Raw genomic sequence first — 22478 nt, 5'->3', positions numbered from 1 at the left:
ATCTCCTCTCCATTGCTTTTGTATATGCAAAAGGTATGTAAAATCGAAAGATTCATTACCATATGCATAAATATATAGCGTTTTTTGTTCATCATCAACAAAAATCACGGAAATGGCTTTCTTTTTCGTTGCTGAGTGCCGGGTGGCGTGTTACTTTAAATCTATAATGTTAGTAAACCTGACTTTTACGAGGTGGCATGGGGATGAAGAAGCCGGTTACGGGTACAAAAGCGATGGTTGTAAGTCCGCATCACTTGGCAACGGCGGCAGGCGCACGCGTATTGGAGCGGGGAGGCAACGCGTTTGACGCGGCGGTTGCGGTCAGCGCATGCCTGGCGGTTGTTTATCCGCATATGACGGGCGTTGGGGGGGATGCTTTTTTCCTTTCCTATCACGCTTCGGACGGGGAAGTGCGGGCCTATAATGGAAGCGGTCGGTCGGGAGGCGAAGCAGCTATTGAAGCTTTTGCCGACGTAGAGGCGATTCCGACAAGAGGACCCCGCAGCGCCATTACGGTGCCCGGCATGGTCGACGGCTGGTATGCGGTGCAGAACCGGTACGGCCGCTTAACGTTTGCGGAAGTGCTGGAGCCGGCGGTTTCGTATGCGTCGGAAGGTTTCCCGATGTCACCCGATCAATATGAACATACCAAGCAGCATGCCGACATGTTGAGAGAACAGCATACTACGGCTGAGATCTATTTGCCGGGCGGGCGCATCCTTTCGGCTGGAGAAAGGTTTGTCCAGTCGAAGCTTGCGGCAACCTTAAGCACCATTGCGGAAAATGGAAGGGACGGCTTCTACCGCGGAGAGGTGGCTGAAGAGATTGCCCGTTTCCTGCAGGCCGAAGGCGGGCTGCTGACGGAGGACGATTTCGCCGCGCATAGCGGCGAATGGGTGGAGCCGATCCGCGGTTCCTATCGCGGTTACGATATTTATCAGGTGCCGCCGAATTCGCAGGGCTTCACCGGCATTATGGCTTTGCAAATCCTGGAGCAATTTGATCTGGCAGCGATGGGGCATGGCTCCTATGAGTATTATCATGTGCTGACGGAGGCGCTGAAGCTGAGCTTCCGCGACCGCAACCGGTATTTGACGGATCCGTCCTTCTCGGCCGTCCCGCTTGACCGGCTGCTCAGCAAGGAGTATGCGGCAGAGCTTGCGGCATCCATTAAAAAGGATGCTGCCGTAGACATCAACAGCCAGCCGGTCGGCAGCGATACCGCTTATGCGGCCGTTGTGGACGAGGACGGCAATGCGGTTTCTTTTATCCAAAGCTTGTATTTCGAGTTTGGCTCCGGCGTAGTGGCGGGGGATACCGGCGTTCTTCTTCAAAACCGCGGTTCGTTCTTCTCGCTTGACCCGAACCATATTAATCGGCTGGAACCGCGCAAGCGGACCTTCCATACGCTGATGCCGGCAATGGCTTGCCTAAGCGGCAGACCGGGCTTTTTGTACGGTACGCAGGGCGGGGAAGGGCAGCCGCAGACGCAGACGCTGATGCTGACGCGGATGATCGACTTTGGCATGAATCCGCAGCAGGCGGTCAGCGAGCCGCGTTTCGTATGGGGACGCACTTGGGGAGCGCCAACGCAGGAGCTGAAGCTGGAAGGGCGGATCTCGAAAGAGACGGCCGATAAGCTGGGGGAGGCGGGACATCTTGTCCGCAGATTGCCTGATTTCGATGGGGTAATGGGGCATGCTCATGCCATTGCGATAAGCAAGGACGGTCTGCTGAGCGGAGGCGCCGACCCGCGCTGCGACGGTTCGGCAATTGGTTGGTAGACGGATGGATAGAGAGGGAGGGATTATTCCATGATCGATACGTACAACGCGTTTGTACGGCCGGAGCTTGAGCTGCCGCCGGCCGGAGAGGGACCGCTTGGCGGTCTGGCATTTGCCGTAAAGGATGTATTTGCGATAAAAGGGTACACAAGCGGGGCCGGCAATCCGGATTGGCAACGTACGCATTCGCCTTGGGAGAAGACGGCCTCCTCGATCGGCAAGCTGCTGGCCTCGGGCGCGCGCCTCACCGGCACAACCCATACGGATGAATTGATGTACAGCATTAACGGTCAAAACGAACATTACGGCACGCCGGTTAATCCGAAGGCGCCGGACCGGATTCCGGGCGGCTCGTCCAGCGGCTCGGCGGTTGCGGTGGCGGCGGGCGCTGTCGACTTTGCGCTTGGCACGGATACGGGCGGCTCGGTCCGCGTGCCCGCCGCTTATTGCGGGATTTACGGATTCCGGCCGACGCATGACGTTGTTTCCATTGACGGGGTTATTCCGCTCGCTCCAAGCTACGATACCGTCGGCTGGATGGCAAGAGACATCTCTCTGCTGCGCCAGGTGGGCGCGGTCTTGTTAACCGGGACTATCGTTGAGGAAACGCCTGAGCAGGATTTTCGCAGGCTGATCTTTGCCGAGGAAGCGTGGGAGAAGGCGGAGCCTTCCTGCCGCAAGGAGCTGGAGAGCGTCTGCATACAGCTCGTACAGACAGAAGGCATTAAACAGGAGTGGCGCCGGGTCGCGCCGGAAGGTCTGGAAGCTTGGAGCCATGCGTTCCGCACGACGCAAGGACGGGAAATCTGGCGGACGCATGGCGAATGGATTATCCGGGAGAAGCCGGTGTTTGGCGAAAGCATTGGCGCGAGATTTGCTTCCGCAAGCAAGATAACGGGCGCGGAAGCCGACAGGGACGGAGCGCTAAGGGCAGTTATCCGGGAACGGCTGAGGGAGCTGCTTGGCGATGACGGTCTGCTCGTCATTCCGACCATCCCGGGTACTGCGCCAAGCCGGACCATTCATGGGCCTGCCGTTGAAGAGCGCAGGTTCCGTACGATGCAGCTGTCCTGTATTGCGGGGCTGTCGGGACTTCCGCAGCTAACGATTCCCGCAGGCGAGGTCGACGGGGCTCCTATCGCGCTGTCGGTTATAGCGGGCGCGAAGCAGGACCTTAACCTGCTGCGCTGGGCGGAACAATTCGAGAAGGGGCGGTAGGCGATGAAGCTGGCGACGATTGTGCATGACGGTGTAGAGCAGGGCAGCATAGCGGTGCCCGAAGGATATGTAACGCTGGCGGAGCTGAACCGCGGCACGGGAGCAGACAGGCCGACGAATGTAATTGGCCTGATTACAAGCGGCCGGTTGGCAGAGCTGACGGCCTGGTATAACGAAGGCGGCCAAGAGAGATTGGCCGCCTTACCGGTCATCCCGGCTCGGGAAGCAAGCCCCGCGCCGCTGTACCGCCATCCCCGCAAAATATGGGGAATCGGCATGAATTACGCGGCGGACGCGAGTCAGCTTGCTGTCCTTCGCGAAGAAGAGCCGGTCAGCTTTATGAAGCCGGATACGTCCATGATCGGCGACGGCGAGGATATTGTATTGCCTGCCCAATCCGAGCGGGTGACGGCCGAAGCGGAGCTGGCCATTATTATCGGCCGGACATGCCGGAATGTTTCGGAGGACGATGCGCTGCTTGCCATCGCCGGTTTTGCGGCGGCAATCGATACGACGGCGGCGGATATTCATGCCCGGCATATGCGGTATTTGACCCGGGCGAAAAGCTTTGATACGTTCTTTACCTTTGGCTCCGAGCTGATCACGCCGGATGAAGCGGGAGAGCTGACGGAGCTTCAGGTGGAGACGTGGCATAACGGCGGGCTGGCGCATGCCGCCAAGCTGGCGAATATGATTTTCCCGCCTGCTTATCTGATTGCCTTCCATTCGCAGGTGATGACGCTGCTGCCGGGAGACGTTATCCTGACCGGTACGCCGGGCGCGGCCGTCATTCGGAGCGGCGATGTCATCGAATGCCGTATCCAGGGTCTGTCGCCGCTGCGAAGCGGGGTTCGTTAATCGTTTGCTTGCAAGCCTCAAGTCCGGTTTAGTATGATTTAGGGTGCATATGGGGACGACTGAGTACGGGAACCATATTCCAATTGCTGAAACGGAGAGGGAGTTACAGATGAGCCAAATACTTGTGATGTTCACCGGCGGAACAATCGGCAGCAAGAACGATAACGGCGCGATTTCGGTGAATGAAGCGGGCTCTTACCATTTGATTGATGCTTACATGGCGAGCGGGCTGAAGCGGGAGGCGGACCTTGAAACGGTTCAACCGATGAATATATTGAGCGAAAATATCGTGCCGTCGGACTGGAATACATTGATTGCGGCGATCAGGGCCGTCGATCAATCCAAGTACGACGGTATTATTGTGACGCATGGCTCGGACACGCTTGCCTTTTCGGCGGCGCTTCTCAGCTTTGTTTTATGCGACCTGACAATCCCACTGGTCCTTGTGGCCAGCAATTATCCGCTTGGCGACGAGCGGGCGAACGGTCTGAGCAACTTTGCGGCGGCGGTGGACTTTATTTCGGAGGATGCGGCGCCGGGCGTATTTGTCATTTACCGCAATGACAAAGGGGAATCGGTCGTTTATCTCGGCAGCCGCATTACGCAATGCGAATCGTTTACCGACCAGTTCGACAGCCCTTACAGCGTGCCTTACGGCACCATGACTGGCGGAAGATTGATCCGTTACGACCATCCGTTTAACCCTACTCATGAAGAGCTGCGCGCGCGTCAGCCGGTGAGCAGTCCGTGGCTGGAGGACGGCGAAGGCATTCAATCCGGCATGCTGTATATCCGTCCTTTTCCGGGGCTGAATTATTCGTATTACGATTTCTCCGTGCATAAGCCAAAAGCCGTGCTGCATGACTTGTTCCATTCCGGAACGGCGAATGCAAGCGGGGCGGATTCCCATTCTCTCCTGCAGTTTGCCGAGTATTGCGCGGAGCATGGCGTTGACTTGTACCTATGTCCGCTCAAGGACAGCAGCGAAGCGATGTATGCTTCGTCTATCCGGCTGCTGGAAGCGGGAGCGGTCTTTATCGAGAACATGTCCGTTGAAGCCGCGCTTATGAAGCTGACTTTGGCTTACTCGCTGCCGCTTGGCAAAGAAGAGATTCATTCCTTCGTTATGGAGCAGCCGATGTTCTACGAATTTGTGGCTAATCGTGGTAAACTTGACGTATAAAACGTTTCGAGGAGAGGTGTTCATTTATGACGCAAGCGCAAGTAGGGCAAGCTGTACCGGATTTCACCCTGCCGGCTTCTACGGGCGGCAATATCTCGCTGTCCGACTACAAGGGCAAAAAGCTGGTCATTTATTTCTACCCGAAGGATAATACGCCGGGCTGTACGGTGGAGTCCTGCGACTTCCGCGACTACAACGGGCAGTTCAAATCGTATAATACGGAGGTTATCGGCATCAGCCCGGACGACCTTGCTTCGCATGATACCTTCATTAACGATTTCCAGCTTCCTTTCCCGCTGCTTGCCGATACGGAGCATGTAGCATCCGAGCTGTTTGGCGTATGGAAGGAGCGCTCCTGGAACGGCGAAACGTTCATGGGAATCGAGCGCTCGACGTTCCTGATCGACGAGAACGGCGTACTGGCGCGCGAATGGCGCGGCGTGTCGGTAGACGGCCACGTTCTTGAAGTGCTCGAAGCGGTTAAATAAATAAGATTAAAAGAAGCCTCCAAATCCACAAACGGTGGAGATGGAGGCTTCTTCTTATGTATTAACGCTGGAAGAATTCGATTCGTTCGCCTTCCGGTCCGCTGATGAAGAAGTAACGGTAGCCGTTAGGCAGCGTTGTAATGTCCTCGTCGATAAACGTTACGCTTGTCTCTTTCAAACGCGCGAATTCCGCATCCACATCGTCCACATGAATCGCGAAGTGGTGAACGCGGCCTTCAACGGGCAGCTCGCCGTTATAATGCTGGATTAATTCAATCTCCGTCTCATCGGAATCCCCGAAGCCAAGGAAAGCCAGTTCAATAACGCCATTCGTATGAGTAAGACGGCCTTTCAGGGTCAGTCCCACAAACTCCTCGTAGAAGCGGATGGTTGCCTCCATATCCCTTACCATAATTCCAACGTGATCGACGCGTTTGCGTGCCATTTGCATTGCTCCTTCTCCTCTAGGTTGACCCCATCATAGGCATTCATTCTTTCGTTGTCAAGCAACGAAGGGGGGAGTATAATGAGAAATAATTCCAAGTAAATAAATAGGTATTATATGATAAAAGTTGAGCGGATAAAAGGAGGCAGAGGAATGGAGACAAGAAGGCTGGGCGCAAGTGAGCTGTACCCGTCGGTTATTGGCTTTGGAGCATGGGCTGCAGGCAGAAACGGCTGGGGAGTTGTAGAGGAGAAGGAGATCCGGCAGGCGATAGATAAAGCCATTGATCTGGGGATTACCTTCTTCGATACGGCTCCGGTATATGGATTCGGGGAATCGGAGAGAGTGCTGGGAAAAGCGCTTAAGGCCGTACGGGATAAAGTGCTTATTGCGACTAAATGCGGTCTTGTCTGGGATGACCGTTACCAGGTCGATATCGACTTGTCCGGAGCAAGCATTATCCGCGAGGTGGATGACAGTCTGATTCGGCTGGATACCGATTATATCGATCTTTATCAAGTTCATTGGCCGGATCCGAAAGGCAAGGTACCGATTGAGGAGACGTTTTCGGTTCTGAACGGGCTAGTCCAGGCGGGTAAAATCCGCAGCATCGGCGTATCGAATTTCTCCGTTCATCAGCTTGTGGCGGCGCAGTCCGTTTCGCCAGTCGTCTCGCTTCAATCTCCATACAACCTGCTGCAAAGGCAAGTCGAGTATGCCGAGCTTCCTTATTCCGAGAAGCAGCAGCTGGGATTTATCCCATACAGTCCTTTGGCGCAAGGGCTGCTCACCGGCAAATTCAGCGCGGTAACGAAGTTCCGGGATGACGATATACGCTCCTATGGCAATCCGCTCTATAAACGAGGCCAGTTCGAGGGGAATGTGCTGAAGGTGGAGCTGCTGCAAGGAATCGCGAGGTCCATCGGCAAGCCGCTGAACCAGGTTGCGATTAATTGGCTGCTCTATAACAAGGCGGTTACAACGGTAATTGCCGGCGCCAAGACGGTTGCCCAGGTACAGGAGAACGCCGCCGCTTCCCGCTGGAAGCTGACCCGCGAGGATTACGAGCAGATCAGCCGCTTGTTTGAACCGGACTCCTCATACGTCATTTAAAACAAGAGGCTTGCGGATATCCGCAAGCCTCTTGTTTTATTATTACAATCCGAAATCATCTTCGCTATATTCGGGATCATCTTCATACATATAATAGATTTTCCAGCTGTTGTCCGGCATTTTTTTCAGATAGTAAGTGGCATCCGTAGGGATGATCTGAGTATGCGTCATGTCCGGGCCTTCCAATTTCATGTTAATCTTGCCGCCTGTTGTATGAATAACGGCAAAACGGTTGGATTTGGAGACGACTTCAAAACTTGCGGGCGCAGTCAGCTCAAATGCCATTTTATAACCCTGCTCTTTTAATGCAGCAAGGTCCTCGCCGTCCCAGAAGCTGGCTGCCAGTTGATAGCCGGTATAATACTGCGCCTGGATTTCGCCAAGCTTATCATATTCCTCCGCATTGACGGCTTCGACTTCTTTAGCGTTCTCCTCGTTAATAACGGCGTTAAGCACGGTGTCTTCGGGAAGGTCGCTCTTCTGCAAATCAAGCGCGCGCTGAATCATAACAACGGCTTCCGCGCGAGTCGCGTTTGCGTAAGGCTTAAAGGTTGTAGCGGTAGCTCCGCGAACAATGCCGGCTTGGCTTGCTTTTGCAATGAAAGGTGTTGCGAAGTATTCCGGTACGTCGGAGAAGGACTTCGCTTCGCCCTCAAATTTGACGGAAGATTCGAAAGCGCGGACCACCATCGTTGCGATCTCGCCGCGTTTAACGAGTTCATTAGGCCCAAAGGTTGTGTCGGTCAGACCGTTCACAACGCCAAGGGAGCTAGCGATCCGAATCGGCTCGGAGTACCATTTGCCGTTAGGAACGTCAGCAAAGGATTTGCCTGCTTCTTCGGTTGTCAGACCAAGCGCGCGCACCAGAATGGATACGAATTCCGCGCGGCTGATGGATAAGTCGGGCTTCAGATAAGTATCGCCATAGGAGTCCGTGTAACCCTTGAGCAAGTCCGCGGAAACGAAGTTGTCCAGCGCCTCGTAAGCCCAATGCTCGTCGATATCCATCGGCATGTAAGCATACAGGGTGTCTTCCGCGGAAGCGGCGCTAACTTTGGATGCTTGGAACGGGAGTGCGAGCAGAAGTACTGCTGCCAGAAAAACAATAAGACTGCGGGTAAAAGCTTTCATTTCATATTCCTCTCTTATGTAAAGATATTGTAAAAATGACCCATACTGATACTATCAGATGAGAGGTTTTAGTACTAGAGAAAATATTGGCATACAAAAAAGAAGGCTTGCGGGGTATCCGCAAGCCTTCTTCGTTCTTATTCGCCAGACGCGTCATCGGTATCGGAAGCAAACATATAAATCTTCCAGCTGTTGTCGTCCATTTTCTTCAGCAGGTAGTAGCCGTCTCTCGGAACGTTTTGCGTTTGCGTATCGGCATCGGTTTTGCCTTTAACCGTTACTTTGTATGTGCTGCCTGTTGCATGAATGGCAGCGAAACGGTCTGTCTTCAATGTGATTTCATATTTTTGCGGAGTCAGCTTTTCCAAAGTAAGGGTGTAGCCCTCCTTGGCCAGCTCCGAATAATCCTGGTAGTCAACGGCGTTTTGAGCTTTAGCGTAACCCGTCATATATTTATCCAGAACGTCGCCAAGCTTAGTGAAGTCCTGCGAATTAACAACCTCTGTTTCTTTTGTCTCGTATTCGTCAATCAGAGTTGTAAGAGTCGCGTCTTCCGGCAGGCTGCCCGCTTGCAGATCAAGCGCACGTTGGACCATAACCACAGCTTCAGCGCGCGTTGCGTTTGCGTATGGCTTAAACGTTGTTGCAGTAGCTCCGCGAACAATACCCGCTTGGCTTGCTTTTGCAATGAATGGAGTTGCGAAGTATTCCGGTACGTCGGAGAAGGTCTTTGCTTCGCCTTCGAATTTCACGGAGGACTCGAATGCGCGAACGACCATGGTAGCGATCTCGCCGCGTTTGATCAGTTCGTTAGGACCAAACGTCGTCTCGGTCAGACCGTTAACGATACCGAGGGAGCTTGCTACCCGAATAGGATCGGTGTACCATTTGCCGGCTGGAACGTCGGCAAATGTTTTGCCTGCATCGGCTGTAGTTAAGCCAAGGGCGCGTACCAGAATGGCTACGAACTCAGCGCGGCTGATAGCCAGATCCGGTTTAACAAGGGTATTGCCTGCCGAATCAAGGGAGCCTTTAAGCAGATCGGCATTAACGAAGTTGTCAAGCTCGTCATAAGCCCAGTGATCGTCGATATCGCCCGGGAAGTATGTACTCAGCGTTTCTTCCGAGGACGCAGCGCTTACTTTGGAAGCCTGGAACGGAAGACCGAGCAGCACAATGGCTGCCAGGAAAACAATAAAACTACGGGAAAAAGTTTTCATCTCATATTCCTCTCACATGTAATTATTTTGTAAATAGACCCTTACTGATACTATCAGATGAGAGAGCATTCTACTAGAGAAAATTAGTAGATTTAGGCGGCGAATAGCTAAAATATATCTTTGGAACCAGTTCGCACGGTGTCGAAGATGGCAAAAAAGAGGCTGTCCCGAAAGTCATAACATCGGAACAGCCTTTATCCTTATTGATACAGTAACCTTTATTGCTCTGTGCCAGCAAAGTAGAAGATACATTGGATTTTGTACAGTATAAAAGAGAATGTTGGCGGGAAACACGATTTACATTGGATTGGCTACAGTATAATCAATGCATTTAGCTAAAGAAGATCTAATTCTACCCGTTTTACTGGAGTAACTCCAATGTAGCTCCCTCAAGTCACCCTTTTAACCTGATTTCACTGGAGTAAATCCAACGTACGGTAAGCAGGTTTCGAATCCGTAGTTGGCCGTTTAACCTGCCCCTCTATTTCCAGTTGGGAAGCTGGCTGACATAGCTGTCGGATAATTTCAGCAGCTCCAGCGCGCGATTGAATTCGTCCTCCGAGTCAAGGGACACGGTGCTTGCTCCGGAGAGCGGAAGATGCGTGCCGTCCTCGTAACCGCTGCCGGAGAGGAAGAGTTCATCGCTGCTGACGAATGATCCGGTTGGCAGATAATAACGCTGCGGCAGCAGGTTAACCGACGCGTTGTTCAGAATATCCTGGCCGAAATGAATTTGCTCGTCCAGCGGGAAGCCGAACAGGTTCGCTACCGTAGGCAGAATATCAACCTGGCCGCCAAGCTGATTGAATACTTCCGGCTCGGTGATGCCAGGTGCGGTAATAATAAGCGGGATGTTAATCATATCCGCTGAGCCGTATTCGTGTCCGTAAATTTCTTTCATCAATTCCTTGTCATCGCGGTCCAGCGAGTAAATCGGCAGGCCAAGATGATCGCCGTACAGCACGATAACGCTGTTATCCCAAATGCCGCGCTGCTTCAGATCGTCAATGAACAAGCCAAGCGCGTAATCCGCATAGTTCTGGGCGCGGATGTAATCGCCCACGAAGGTATTCTCGTACCTCTTCGGAAGCTCCATCTTGTATTTGCGCTCGGGAATGGTGAACGGATGATGGGAGGACATGGAGATGACCTGCGCATAGAACGGCTTGTCGCCTTGGTCCATCTTCTCCAGTTCGGCTGCGGTCTTCGCGTACAACACTTCATCGGAGGCTGCGAAGAAAACGGAATCTTCGTCGCCAAAGAACTTCTTGTCATAGTAACGGTTGAAGCCAAGCGCCTTGTACAGCTCGCTGCGGTTCCAGAATTCCACGACATTGGTATGGAAGGTAGCCGTATCGTAGCCATGCTGCTGCATCAGCCTTGGAAGGCTTGGCAGCTCTTTCTTCGGGTAGACCTGCGTAGCCGCGCCGTTTGGCGGTATATAATAAGAAGTGTTAACGACAAACTCGGCATCCGATGTATTGCCTTGTCCAACACCTTGATAGAAATTGTTGAAATAGTAGCTTTCATTGGCCAGCTTGTTCATGTTAGGCGTAATTTCATGGCCGTCGATCTTCAGATTGATTAGAAAGTTTTGGAACGACTCCATCTGGATGATGATCAGATTTTTGCCGGAGGCCGCATTCCCCAGCTTGGGGGATGCCGGCTTTTTAATTTGCTTTAATTCATCAATCTTGGCCTGCGTAATCTCGGACGGATTGACGAGCTCCTGCTTTTTATTGGATAAAATCGTATAAGCCTCATAGTTAAGAATGCCCATCTGCTCCGCTTTGACGATCTCGTTCATGCTGGCGCGGTTCGGCAAAATGTTAAACAGGCAAAGCGCAAGGGAAACGGCAAACAAAGTGGCAAGAACGCGCCGGCTGACGCGTTTTTGGCTGGCCGCCTTCCAATACTGCCCCTTCCGGCGACGGACCAAATAATAACCCATGACGATAATATCGATAAAGACAAGCAAATAGTAAGGGTCCATCAGAGAGAAGACGCTGTTGCTGACGGCCGTAACCTGATTGACCTGATTGAGGGCTGAGTAAGTAACAATAACGCCATAATATTTGTAGTACATAAGTACCGCGAACAGGATGCCGGTCATCAGCAGGTTAGCGCTTAAGTAATAGACCAGCTTGCGTTTGGTAGCGAACCATTCGATCAAACAGAACACAATTAACGCAAACGGGACTTCCTTGAGCAACGTTGTCCAGCTTGGACCACCAAAGACGACCATCCAGGTTAGAAAGCTCTTAAGCAGAACAATCAGTGAGAATGCGAGAATGGGCCGTTTGCTGAAAAGCCTTTTTGGTGCTAGATTTGACACTTTTTCGCCGCCTTTCATGGGTAAAAACAGGCTTCCCACCAAGCAGCCTGTTCCATAATGACTTATCTTTCTATTGTAATCATTATGCTTGGCTGGAAGAGGAATGTCAAAATTCAAGCCGGTCTGCCAGGTATGGCAAAATGACGCAAACAAATGTTGCAACTTTTTAAGACATTGCCAAGTCTATTCGTTTATAGTAGAGAGGGTAGAACATTCACGTTCCGACACAAAAACAAGGAATAATAAGGAGAGCAGCATGAGAAGAAACGTACAGAGACGAAGAAGACGCGGATTAGCTTTTCTGGCGGTATGCGTGGTTGCTATAGCAGTCATTCTGTTTATCCGCTACGAAAATTTAACGGCCCAGGCTCCGGAAGAGACAGCGGCTAATAGCCAGACTTCAGAACAACCTTCTCCTACGGCATCGGACGAGCCTGCCGTTTCGGACGAGCCAACCGACACACCAACGGATACGCCGTCTGACGAGCCGTCGGACACAACTTCAAATACGCCGTCCGAGAAACCATCGGACAAGCCTGCCAATACACCGGCAGACAAGCCGGCGATTGCCACTGCTGGGGAAGAGGATGGCTACGCGGTTGTCGCTCAGCCTGAAAGCGTAGCGGTGCTGGTGGACAAGCAATACAAGCTGCCGGACAATTACGAGCCTAATGATCTGGTTTATCCGGATGTTCGCTTTACATTCAGCGAGAAAATCGACAAACGCAAAATGCGCAAGGAAGCAGCGGGCGCTCTGGAGGAGCTGTTTGCCGGCGCGGAGAAAGACGGCATTTACCTGGCCGGCGTCTCGGCGTACCGTTCGCAAGCAACGCAGAAGACGCTTTTCAATAATTACGTAAAAAAAGACGGCATGGAAAAAGCATTAACGTACAGTGCCTTCCCGGGCACAAGCGAGCATCAGACGGGTCTTGCGATTGACGTATCGGGCAGCGACGGCAAGTGCGCGGCGACGGATTGCTTCGGAGGTACTCCGGAAGCGGAATGGCTGGCGGATCATGCGCCGGAGTATGGCTTCATTATCCGTTATCCGGAAGGCAAGGACGCCATTACGGGCTACAAGTACGAGCCTTGGCATCTCCGCTATATCGGCAAGGAGCTGGCTAAGGAGATTGACGATAAAGGATTGACTCTGGAGGAGTATTATAACGCGGTTCCGGTAACAAAATAATCGAGTCGAATGGGACGGCGCTCAGCATCCAATGCGTGTAAATCATACATGGCAGAGAGCTGCGCGCCGTTACCCGTTCTTTTAGATCTTTGGCTCAAACGTTTTGCAGTCGGTTTCTTCCGAGTTGCTTGCTTGTTTGGAACGGTTGTTTACTACATAAATCGAGGAAGCAGCGCAATGATTGCCTGCAGCCCAATACTTGCAGGAGTTTACTTCGCACAGTACATCTTTAGCCATGGATCGTCACCTCCTTAAATTGCCCCACAAAGTGAAGTTAATGCTTCGGAGCTTATTCCGAGTACTTTGCGGGGACCCCGGTGAAAACGAAGGATTCAAGCTTTCAAGGCGTAAGCCTTGCTGATGCATAGCTTGGGTTCCTTACTTAGGATGGACAAACGCAAACCCGTTTTATACTTATGAAGGGATGGAACAACAATGGGAAAAAAGCTGTATTTTAATCATGACGCGGGGGTTGACGATCTTGTATCGCTGTTTCTCGTTCTGCAAATGAAGGATGTCGAGCTGATCGGGGTGTCTGTCATTCCGGCAGACGGCTATTTGGAGCCGGGCATGGCGGCAAGCCGCAAAATCATTGACCGTTTCGGAGCGCCGGGAACAAGCGGAAAAGTGGAAGTGGCCCGCTCGAATTCGAGAGGACGCAATCCGTTTCCGGCGGAATGGCGGATGCATACGTTTTTTGTCGATGCGCTGCCGATTCTGAACGAACCTGGCGTTATCCATACGCGCGAGGCGGGATTGCCTGCCCATAAGCATATGATTCAGCAGCTTCTGGCGTCCGATGAGCCAGTGACTCTGCTGTTCACCGGTCCGCTGACGGACTTGGCGAGAGCGCTTGACGAAGCGCCGGAGATTGAGGAGAAGATCGACAAGCTGGTCTGGATGGGCGGCACCTTTAACGAAAAAGGAAACGTTCAAGAGCCGGAGCATGACGGTACGGCGGAATGGAACGCCTTCTGGGACCCGGAAGCGGTAGACCGCGTGTGGAACAGCGGAATCAAGATTGAACTCGTCGCGCTGGAGAGCACCAATAAAGTGCCGCTAACCGTGCCGGTGCGCAACCGCTGGGCATCGCTCCGGAGGCATGCCGGACTGGACTTCGTTGGGCAATGCTATGCCGCTTGTCCGCCGCTTGTCTTTATGGAAACGAACTCCACTTATTACTTATGGGATGTTCTGACGACAGCGGTCGTAGGCGATCCAAGCCTGGTCGAGATGAAGACCGTCCACAGCGCCGTAATCGCCGACGGCACAAGCCAAGGCCGAACAATCGAGACGGCGGATGGACGGCCGGTGAGCCTTGTCTATGACGTGGAGCCGGAACGATTCTTCGATTACATTACGTCGCTGTCGCAAAACGCTGTGCTGAATCCCGCGAAATAGTTAGTCCATTTCATAAATCGAACCGGATTTGCTCGCGTACAGCTCGGCATAGACCTTCTCCGCATACGCATCGGTCATGCCGGAAATATAGTCCGCGATAAAGCGGGCCCAGGTCCAATTGTGCTTGTGCTGCTCGAAGCTTGCCACCCAATCCGGCGGCAGAATCAAGCGGCCTTGCTCGGGCCGTTTGAAGCTGTCCCACAGGCGGCGGATCATAATTTCGCTGCGCATTTGCAGCCGCTGTACGCGGAAATCCTTAATCAGCGTTACCCACGCAAGCTTCTTCAATATTTCCATCGTGCGAAGCAGGTCGATATCCTGCTGGCCATCCAGCACAAACGTTACCTTCTTCCAGCCTTTTACCGGGTCTTCGATAATTCCGACGCGCCCGGCAAAAACGCTGACCCACCGCGCTTTCATCTCCCTGCGCGTTCTGGACGATTCATGATCGTACAGAGCATAAAGCTCTTCCCATTGCTGCAGATAGGCAGCAAGCACCCGCTTGACCATTGCCGGAATATCAACCTGATCCCAGCCTACATCCATATTGCCTTGATCTTCTACGATTTCCTGCACCAGGTTGTCGATCAGCCGCTGATCTTCGAAGAACGTGCGGTTCATTTGAATTTTGCCGGCACGGATGCCGTCTTCAATATCATGGGTCGAATAAGCGATGTCATCGCTTAGATCCATTAGTTGAGCTTCCAGCGTGGAGCAGCCTGCGGGCATCGCCCATTGCTGGCGGATATGGTGAATGGCATGCCATTCGGAGCTGTACAGCCCCTTCAGCCTGCCCGGTTCGTCCAGGGAATATGGGTATTTATTGACCGCAAGCAGCACGGCTGCCGTCAGATCCAGACCGCTTCCGCTGCCGGCGCGTTTCTCCAGAAACATGAGGATGCGGAAGTTTTGCGCGTTGCCCTCGTAGGAGAGGCCATGCTCCTCCAATAAAAGGCGGTTCAGCACCTCTTCGCCTTTATGGCCAAACGGCGGATGCCCGAGATCATGCGCAAGCGCCGCGATTTCCACGACGGAAGGATCCAGAATGAGGCCGGGATGTTCTTTTTTGCTTAGAAAAGGGTACTGCTTGCCCAGCCGCCTTGCCACTTCTCGCGCAATCTGCGATACCTCGAGGGAATGGGTTAATCTTGTCCGGTAATAATCGCCCGATCCGGCGCCAAATACTTGCGATTTGCCTTGCAGCCTCCGGAAAGCGGGGGATTGAATAAGCCTAGCGTAATCCCGTTCATATTCGTCGCGTTCTTCGCTGAATGTGCCGAGCGCTGGTTCGTCTAATCGAAATTTACGTAAGTCCATGGTTTTTCCTCCTATGCCGCCCGCACTTTTTTTCTGAAAATTGTAACATATTTGATTCTTAATAAGAATGTTTGTGTAAGGTTTGAACATCTTTCCTGCTTGAGGTATGCTCTATTTAACGTTTTTATCCATATATTGAGGGGCTAGTCTAGCTATGAATGTCGTACAGGATGTTTCAACGGTCTTTATCGTCCTGAATATATTGCTGGCACTGACGGTTATTTTCCTTGAGAGAAAGGACGCAAGATCGACGTGGGCTTGGCTGATGGTGCTTTATTTCCTGCCAGGGGTCGGGTTTGTGCTCTATCTCATTCTCGGGCAGCGGCTGCGCAAGCGGAAGCTGAATAAGATGCTGCTCGAAAGCCAGCGTATCATTGAGGATTCCATTGAAGCTCAGAAGCTTCAATTAGAGGAGCGGCATATTATTTTTAACGATCCCGCTACCATTAACTATCAGAGCATGATTCACATGAATCTGGTGGGCAGCTACTCCCTGTATACGCAGAACAACGCGGTACAAATCTTTACAACAGGGAAAAGCAAGTTTGACGCGCTGCTGCGCGATATCGAGTCCGCACAACATCATATTCACCTTGTCTATTACATTGTGCGTGATGATAAGCTTGGAAACCGCCTGATCCAGGCGCTGGTGGAGAAAGCGAAGCAGGGGGTACAGGTTCGGTTCCTGTATGACCATATCGGCAGCAAAGGTCTGCCGCGGAAGTTTTTCAGGGAGCTGCGGGAAGCCGGCGGGCAGGCGGCAGCCTTTTTTCCGTCGCGGATTCCGTATCTTAATTTGAAGATCAATTTCCGGAATCATCGCAAGCTTGTGATCGTAGACGGGCGGATCGGCTATATCGGAGGCTTTAATATCGGGGACGAGTACATGGGCCGAGACAAGTATTTCGGCGAATGGCGGGATACGCATCTGCGCCTGGAGGGAAGGGCCGTTCTGCAAATGCAGGCGCAGTTCCTGATGGACTGGAACCTGGCTTCCGCGGGTATGGTGGAGCTTGATTATCATTACTTCCCGCGCCACTTCCAGGCAGTGGGGACAATTGGCATGCAGGTTGTGGCCAGCGGTCCGGACTCGGAATCCCAGCAGATTAAAGATGCTTACATCAAGATGATCTATTTCGCGAAAAAAAGCATCTACCTGCAGACGCCTTATTTTGTCCCGGACGAGAGTCTGATGACCGCGCTCAAGACGGCCGCTAGGTCCGGGATTGAAGTGAAGGTGATGCTGCCGGGCAAGCCCGATCATTTCTTCGTGTACTGGGCGACCCATTCTTATTTGGACGAACTGCTTGCCGCGGGCGGCAAATGCTACATTTACGAAAGGGGCTTTCTGCACGCGAAGACGCTTGTCATTGACGGTCAGCTTGCTTCCGTCGGTACGGCCAATATCGATAACCGCAGCTTTAAGCTGAACTTCGAGATGAACGCCTTCATCTATGACAGCGCAACGGCAGGCGAGCTGGAGAGATTGTTTGACCTTGACCTGCAGGATTGTCATGAATTGACGTTTGAGGATTATTTGAAGCGGCCGCTGATGAACAAGTTCAAGGAGTCCATCGCCCGGCTATTATCGCCTATTCTATAAAGTACGCACGAAAAAAGGGATTCCGCTTATCAATGATAACCGGAATCCCTTTACCTTTCTGAATCGCAATTATTCAATTTCGTGCTCCATTCTACAACTTGCGTTGCCTTAATCTTATTATCGGTAAGTATTGATCGGGTTTAAGCGACAAGTGACGTGACGATTTTGGGTTCCCGCATGTCCGGTTTACCTTGCGATCTCCTTTCCGGAAATAGTGAGGACATGCTTCGCTAACCTACTTCAATGGTCTATCCCCTTTCGTTTAGTGTAGGTCTATCATAAACTATTATTTCAATTTTGTAAATATTCTGATAATTATTTTTCGTAAAGTTTGGCTATGCGTTCTAAAGAGGGAGTATGGCGCATACAGGCAGAGAGTCCCGGTTGCTCTTCCGTTCATTTAGATTTATACTTAGTCTAAATTAACTCGCATTGAAGGAATGAATAATCATGACCAAAATAAATTTAACCGTACAGCGCAAAACGATTCTCGAGGCGATTCAAGAATCCCATGATCACCCCACAGCGGCGGATATTATTGAAAGATTACGCGATAAAGGCATCAGCTTTGCGTACGGCACGGTATACAATTCGCTCCGTTATTTGACCGATGCCGGTCTCATCCGGGAGCTCAAGCTAGGCGAGGCCGTCAGCCGCTATGACGCCAGAATGGACGATCACCATCATATAATGTGCAAGCAGTGCGGGCGCGTAGAGGAAGTGTTGACCGAGCTGCCCGGGGAATGGCTGAACAAAATCGCCGCGGAAACAAAGTTTAAGGTTCAGGATGCACATGTTGTATTAGAGGGGGTATGCGAGTTATGCGCCAGCAAGTAGAAGATAATCGCAGGGAGGAGCCGCGGTCCGGCGATTCAATTGAAGGAAAGGCATGTTCCCTGACTAAGCGGATTATGACGGTTAGTCCTTTTCCCGAGCGGATGAACAGCCTTCTTCATCTTCTTACGGCGGAATGCTTCGACCTGTTCACGCTCCATGATCTGAACAAGGCATTCGTCAGCAGCCTGCAGCCGGAGCTCATTATTTACGATGCCACTCCACATCCGCTTATACCGGATGCCGTGGATGCCCTTCATGCGGCGATGACGCAAACTTCGCCTATTAACGGCGCATCCCTTCTGTATCTCGTCCACGAGGATGCCCGCGTTATGGCAGCCGCCATTCCGAAAAATGCCGAGCTGCTCGCATGGCCTTCGAATCCGCAGGAAGCCCTTAACCAGATCAACCGGATGCTCGGAGAGTGGAAAGCTCCGGATCTGTCCAGCTATCGGTTCAAGGACCTGACCGTTGATTTGAAGAAAATGGCGGTGTTCCGCGGCGGTGAACGGATTGAGCTGACCAAGACGGAATATGACCTTCTCCTGATGTTCCTGACCTCGGGCGGGGCGGTGCTTACTCGCGAAGCGATGTTTGACGCGGTATGGGGCAGCCAGTATTTCGGGGGCAGCAATGTCGTCGACGTGCATATCAAGACGCTTCGCCGCAAGCTGAAGGACAGCGCGGTAGCGCCTCATTATATCGCGACCGTTCGCGGAGTCGGCTATCGGCTGGTAGAGGAACGGGGCAATTAAGAGGGAGTGCAGGGACCTTCTTCATCTGTTCTTCATTAGGTTTTCATCCAACGTTCATGACAGGGTTGATCCGTAAACGTACAATAGGATTATAATATTTAGATCAAGTCTAAATATAAATAATCCGGAGGTACCGATATGATCAACCGTTTAACGACTAATCAAGGCACGCCAGTTGGCGATAATCAAAACTCCAGAACAGCCGGACAACACGGCCCGACACTTTTGGAGGATTACCATCTGATCGAGAAGATCGCCCATTTTGACCGCGAGCGTATTCCGGAGCGCGTGGTGCATGCGCGAGGAGCAGGCGCATACGGCGTATTTCGGGCCGCAAACAGCATGAGTGCCCATACGAAGGCTGCGTTCCTGCGGGAAGCAGGAAAAGAAACGGACGTGTTTGTCCGGTTCTCCACCGTTATCCACGGAACAGGTTCGCCGGAGACGGCTCGCGACCCGCGCGGTTTTGCGGTGAAGTTCTATACGGAGGAAGGCAACCTGGATATTGTCGGCAACCATCTGCCGGTATTCTTCATCCGCGATGCCATCAAATTTCCGGATATGGTACATTCGCTTAAGCCTTCTCCGCGCACGAATATTCAAGAGCCGGGGCGTTATTGGGACTTCATGACGCTGTCGCCGGAATCGACCCATATGCTCACTTGGGTATTCTCCGATGACGGCACCCCTGCTTCCTACCGCGAAATGGACGGTTTTGGCGTTCACGCGTTCAAGTGGATAAATGATGAGGGTAAAGCAACGTATGTGAAATACCATTGGAAATCGAAGCAGGGAGTCCGCAACTTTACGGCTGCCGAAGCCGGCGAGATGCAGGGCAAAGACTTCAACCACGCAACCCGGGATTTATACGATGCCATCGAACTGGGCCAATATCCGGAATGGGATCTGCATGTGCAGCTGATGCCGGTCGAGCATCTGGACCGTTATTCCTTCGATCCGCTTGATCCAACGAAGATCTGGCCGGAGGATATGTACCCGCTGCAACTTGTCGGCACCATGCAGCTGAATCGCAATCCTGACAATTATTTTGCCGAAGTCGAGCAGTCTGCTTTTTCGCCTAGCGCGCTTGTGCCGGGCATTGAGCCTTCGGAAGACAAGCTTCTCCAGGGCCGCCTGTTCTCGTACCCGGATGCGCAGCGTTACCGTCTTGGCGCCAACTATCTGCATATTCCGGTCAACTGCCCTTACGCGCCGGTTCGCAACCATCAGCAGGGTGGCGCGATGACGATGAAGGCCGATCCTTCAACCGTTAACTATGAGCCAAACAGCTCTTCCGAAAGCCCGCAGGAAGCTCCCGAGTACAAGGACAGCAACGCGCCATTGCATGGCTATGCCGGACGTCAGAAGATCGACAAGACCGACGATTTCACGCAGGCAGGGGAGCGCTATTTGTCGCTGCCGCCGGAGCAGCGGGATAATCTGGTCAGCAATCTGGTGAACGACCTGAAGCAAACAAGCGAAAATATCCAGCTGCGTGCCGTATGCAACTTCTTCCGCGCTAACGTGGAATTCGGTATCCGCCTTTCGAAAGGGCTTGGCGTGGATATCAGCGCATATATGCAGCATCAGCGTTAATCATAGAAGAGCCAAATGGCCGAAGCCGATCGATTAACGATTGGGCTTCGGCTGTTTTTTTGATACACTATCCTCGTAACCGATTACATAACGAGGTGAGAGAATGCAATATCGCGGGTTAGGTTCATCGGAATTGAAAGTAAGCGAAATCAGCTTTGGAACATGGGCGATTGGCGGAGCCTGGGGCAACGTCAACGATAAAGAGTCGCTATTGGCGCTTGAGGCTGCCATCGATAAAGGCGTGAACTTCTTTGATACGGCCGACGTGTACGGGGACGGCCACAGCGAGCAGCTGCTCGCGCAGGCTACTAAGGGACGCGAGGATGAGATTTACATTGCGACGAAATTTTGCCGCGCGGGAGATATTCATGATCCGGCGACCTACTCGGAGGCTTCGGTCCGCGCTTATTGCGAAGCTAGCCTGAAGCGTCTGGAGCGCGAGCGGATTGATCTGTACCAGATTCATTGTCCGCCAATGTCGATCCTGAAGGATGGAAGCGTGTTTGGAGTGCTGGACAAGCTGCAGCAGGAAGGCAAGATCCGTCATTACGGCGTAAGCGTAGAGTCGGTGGAGGAAGGTCTATTGTGCCTGGAGCAGCCGAATGTGCGCGCGCTTCAGGTTATCTATAATATTTTCCGCCAGAAGCCGCTCGAGCTGCTCAATGAAGCGCATCGCCGCGGCGTTGGCATCTTGGTTCGCCTGCCGCTTGCGAGCGGTCTCTTGACGGGCAAGTTCACGGCATCGTCCACCTTCGAAGCGGATGACCACCGCCGTTTTAACGAGAACGGCGAAGCGTTTAACGTAGGCGAGACATTCGCCGGCCTTGGCTTCGCCAAAGGCGTTGAACTGGCTGACCAGCTGCGCTGGATTGCGGAGGGTCGCGGCAATATGACGCGCGCTTCGCTGCGATGGCTGCTTGATCATGAAGCCGTCACTTGCGTGATTCCGGGCTTCCGCAATGTTCGTCAGGTCGAGGACAATCTGGCTGCGCTGGACGTGCCTTCGTTTACGGAGGAAGAGCGTAATCGTCTAGCTGCTTTCTATAAGGAACAGGTTCATCCGTTTATCCGCGGGTCTTACTGATTTCGCGGTGTCCGGCAGGCAAAACTTGCGAGCTGCAGAAGGTTTGCACGGAATAAAATTTTGCAGTACGATGGATGTAGTTAACCTATTTTGAAATGGGGATAGATAACGATGCTATCTGCACATACACATCTCATTCAAGTGGCGTCCATCGTTTTTTCGGTATGCGCCGGTCTGACGCTCATTATTCTTCGCATGCGGGCTGGCAAGCAGCCGACGAACCTGCGCAAAATTATCGCTCCGCCGCTTGGCATGTCGACGGGCTTTATTATGTTTGCTTTTCCGGTTACCCATATCCACTGGCTGTGGGGTTTATCGGCTTTTGGCACGGGGCTGCTGATCTTCTCGTTCCCGCTTATCGTCACCACGCGTCTCGAGAGAGTGGAATCCGATATATTCGTCCGCCGTTCCAAGGCGTTTATCTTCATCATGCTGACCCTGCTGGCGATCCGGCTTGCGCTGCACAGCGTAGTCGAGGAATATATGTCGATCCCGCAGACCGGCGCTTTGTTCTATCTGCTGGCATTCGGAATGATTCTTCCTTGGCGGCTCGCGATGGTCGGAGACTATATGCGTCTGCAAAAAGCAGAAATGTAAGGAATCGGGGCGTGCCATGGGGCACGTCCTTTTTTGATCATAAGGAACGAGGGAAATAAGACGGAAAAACCGTCTTAATTAGCTGGTGGAGCGGCATGGTGCCCGGATACGAGGGATATAAGACGGAAAAACCGTCTTAAATGGCTGGTGGAACGGCATGAAGCCGGGAAGCGAGAGCAATAAGACGGAAAAACCGTCTTATTTGGCTGGTAGTAGGGCTTGTTGACCGGGAACGAGGTCTGTAAGACGGAAATTCCCTCTTGTTTGTGAGCATACTGGATAGTCAGCGTTTGACACGGAGTATCGGAATGTGATATAAATTGTATA

Annotated in this window: 20 protein-coding genes; 14 read left to right on the top strand and 6 right to left on the bottom strand. The window is 52.5% G+C overall.

The genetic code is table 11. The annotated features are described in order from the left end of the window. The first annotated feature begins 203 nt into the window (after positions 1-203). The 5 genes from ggt (at position 204) to WFK81_RS16355 (ending at position 5531) form a co-directional block, all read left to right on the top strand. Positions 204-1784 (top strand): gamma-glutamyltransferase, encoded by a 1581-nt coding sequence (ggt, locus tag WFK81_RS16375; RefSeq protein WP_336787472.1) that lies wholly within the window; start codon positions 204-206, stop codon positions 1782-1784. A gap of 30 nt (positions 1785-1814) precedes the next feature. After that, positions 1815-3002 carry an amidase gene (locus tag WFK81_RS16370; RefSeq protein WP_336787471.1) on the top strand — a complete coding sequence of 396 codons (1188 nt, stop codon included), beginning with the start codon at positions 1815-1817 and terminating at the stop codon, positions 3000-3002. Between the two features lie 3 nt (positions 3003-3005). Beyond that, complete coding sequence (locus WFK81_RS16365) at positions 3006-3860, top strand: fumarylacetoacetate hydrolase family protein (protein WP_336787470.1); 855 nt, start codon at positions 3006-3008, stop codon at positions 3858-3860. A gap of 109 nt (positions 3861-3969) precedes the next feature. Next, complete coding sequence (locus tag WFK81_RS16360; protein ID WP_336787469.1) at positions 3970-5043, top strand: asparaginase; 1074 nt, start codon at positions 3970-3972, stop codon at positions 5041-5043. A gap of 26 nt (positions 5044-5069) precedes the next feature. Continuing rightward, positions 5070-5531 carry a peroxiredoxin gene (locus WFK81_RS16355; RefSeq protein ID WP_336787468.1) on the top strand — a complete coding sequence of 154 codons (462 nt, stop codon included), beginning with the start codon at positions 5070-5072 and terminating at the stop codon, positions 5529-5531. Between the two features lie 61 nt (positions 5532-5592). On the opposite strand, the gene WFK81_RS16350 is transcribed toward WFK81_RS16355, so the two are convergent. Continuing rightward, a complete protein-coding gene (locus tag WFK81_RS16350) occupies positions 5593-5976 on the bottom strand; it encodes a VOC family protein (RefSeq protein ID WP_336787467.1) in 384 nt (127 codons plus the stop codon). Between the two features lie 153 nt (positions 5977-6129). Here WFK81_RS16350 and WFK81_RS16345 point away from each other — a divergent pair, with 153 nt between their 5' ends. Beyond that, entirely contained in the window at positions 6130-7089 is a 960-nt protein-coding gene (locus tag WFK81_RS16345) for an aldo/keto reductase (protein WP_336787466.1), read from the top strand. Positions 7090-7131: 42 nt separating this feature from the next. Here the strand turns inward: WFK81_RS16345 and WFK81_RS16340 are convergent, their stop codons facing one another. The 3 genes from WFK81_RS16340 to WFK81_RS16330 form a co-directional block, all read right to left on the bottom strand. Continuing rightward, entirely contained in the window at positions 7132-8220 is a 1089-nt protein-coding gene (locus WFK81_RS16340; RefSeq protein ID WP_336787465.1) for an S-layer homology domain-containing protein, read from the bottom strand. 137 nt (positions 8221-8357) lie between these two features. Then, positions 8358-9440: an S-layer homology domain-containing protein gene (locus WFK81_RS16335; protein ID WP_336787464.1), complete on the bottom strand. Its 1083-nt coding sequence runs from the start codon at positions 9438-9440 to the stop codon at positions 8358-8360. 481 nt (positions 9441-9921) lie between these two features. Beyond that, complete coding sequence (locus tag WFK81_RS16330) at positions 9922-11775, bottom strand: LTA synthase family protein (RefSeq protein ID WP_442956066.1); 1854 nt, start codon at positions 11773-11775, stop codon at positions 9922-9924. Between the two features lie 256 nt (positions 11776-12031). Between WFK81_RS16330 and WFK81_RS16325 the strand changes: the two genes are divergently transcribed. Next, the gene (locus WFK81_RS16325) at positions 12032-12964 is read left to right on the top strand and encodes a M15 family metallopeptidase (protein ID WP_336787462.1); all 933 of its coding nucleotides are present in this window, start codon (positions 12032-12034) and stop codon (positions 12962-12964) included. 81 nt (positions 12965-13045) lie between these two features. Here WFK81_RS16325 and WFK81_RS16320 read toward each other — a convergent pair whose 3' ends face one another. Further along, positions 13046-13201, bottom strand: coding sequence for a DUF1540 domain-containing protein (locus WFK81_RS16320; RefSeq protein ID WP_132308684.1), 156 nt, complete (start codon positions 13199-13201; stop codon positions 13046-13048). A 198-nt stretch (positions 13202-13399) separates the two neighbouring features. Here WFK81_RS16320 and WFK81_RS16315 point away from each other — a divergent pair, with 198 nt between their 5' ends. Beyond that, the gene (locus WFK81_RS16315) at positions 13400-14365 is read left to right on the top strand and encodes a nucleoside hydrolase (protein ID WP_336787461.1); all 966 of its coding nucleotides are present in this window, start codon (positions 13400-13402) and stop codon (positions 14363-14365) included. On the opposite strand, the gene WFK81_RS16310 is transcribed toward WFK81_RS16315, so the two are convergent. Continuing rightward, positions 14366-15682, bottom strand: a complete 1317-nt coding sequence (locus tag WFK81_RS16310) for a deoxyguanosinetriphosphate triphosphohydrolase family protein (protein WP_336787460.1) — start codon at positions 15680-15682, stop codon at positions 14366-14368. Positions 15683-15836: 154 nt separating this feature from the next. Here WFK81_RS16310 and cls point away from each other — a divergent pair, with 154 nt between their 5' ends. The 6 genes from cls (at position 15837) to WFK81_RS16280 (ending at position 22151) form a co-directional block, all read left to right on the top strand. Beyond that, the gene (gene cls / locus WFK81_RS16305) at positions 15837-17285 is read left to right on the top strand and encodes a cardiolipin synthase (protein WP_336787459.1); all 1449 of its coding nucleotides are present in this window, start codon (positions 15837-15839) and stop codon (positions 17283-17285) included. A gap of 450 nt (positions 17286-17735) precedes the next feature. Beyond that, positions 17736-18122, top strand: a complete 387-nt coding sequence (locus tag WFK81_RS16300) for a Fur family transcriptional regulator (RefSeq protein ID WP_336787458.1) — start codon at positions 17736-17738, stop codon at positions 18120-18122. Continuing rightward, on the top strand, positions 18107-18874 hold the full coding sequence (locus WFK81_RS16295) for a winged helix-turn-helix domain-containing protein (RefSeq protein ID WP_336787457.1): 768 nt from the start codon (positions 18107-18109) through the stop codon (positions 18872-18874). Before WFK81_RS16300 ends, WFK81_RS16295 begins: the two co-directional genes overlap by 16 nt. Positions 18875-19012: 138 nt before the next feature. Further along, positions 19013-20470 carry a catalase gene (locus WFK81_RS16290; protein WP_336787456.1) on the top strand — a complete coding sequence of 486 codons (1458 nt, stop codon included), beginning with the start codon at positions 19013-19015 and terminating at the stop codon, positions 20468-20470. A 103-nt stretch (positions 20471-20573) separates the two neighbouring features. Then, positions 20574-21554 carry an aldo/keto reductase gene (locus tag WFK81_RS16285; RefSeq protein WP_336787455.1) on the top strand — a complete coding sequence of 327 codons (981 nt, stop codon included), beginning with the start codon at positions 20574-20576 and terminating at the stop codon, positions 21552-21554. A gap of 111 nt (positions 21555-21665) precedes the next feature. Beyond that, positions 21666-22151: a CcdC family protein gene (locus WFK81_RS16280; RefSeq protein ID WP_336787454.1), complete on the top strand. Its 486-nt coding sequence runs from the start codon at positions 21666-21668 to the stop codon at positions 22149-22151. Positions 22152-22478 lie beyond the last annotated feature (327 nt).

This window comes from Paenibacillus sp. MMO-177 (genome assembly GCF_037147795.1).
GTDB lineage: Bacteria > Bacillota > Bacilli > Paenibacillales > Paenibacillaceae > Pristimantibacillus.
This window is presented reverse-complemented; position numbering and strand designations above follow the sequence as displayed.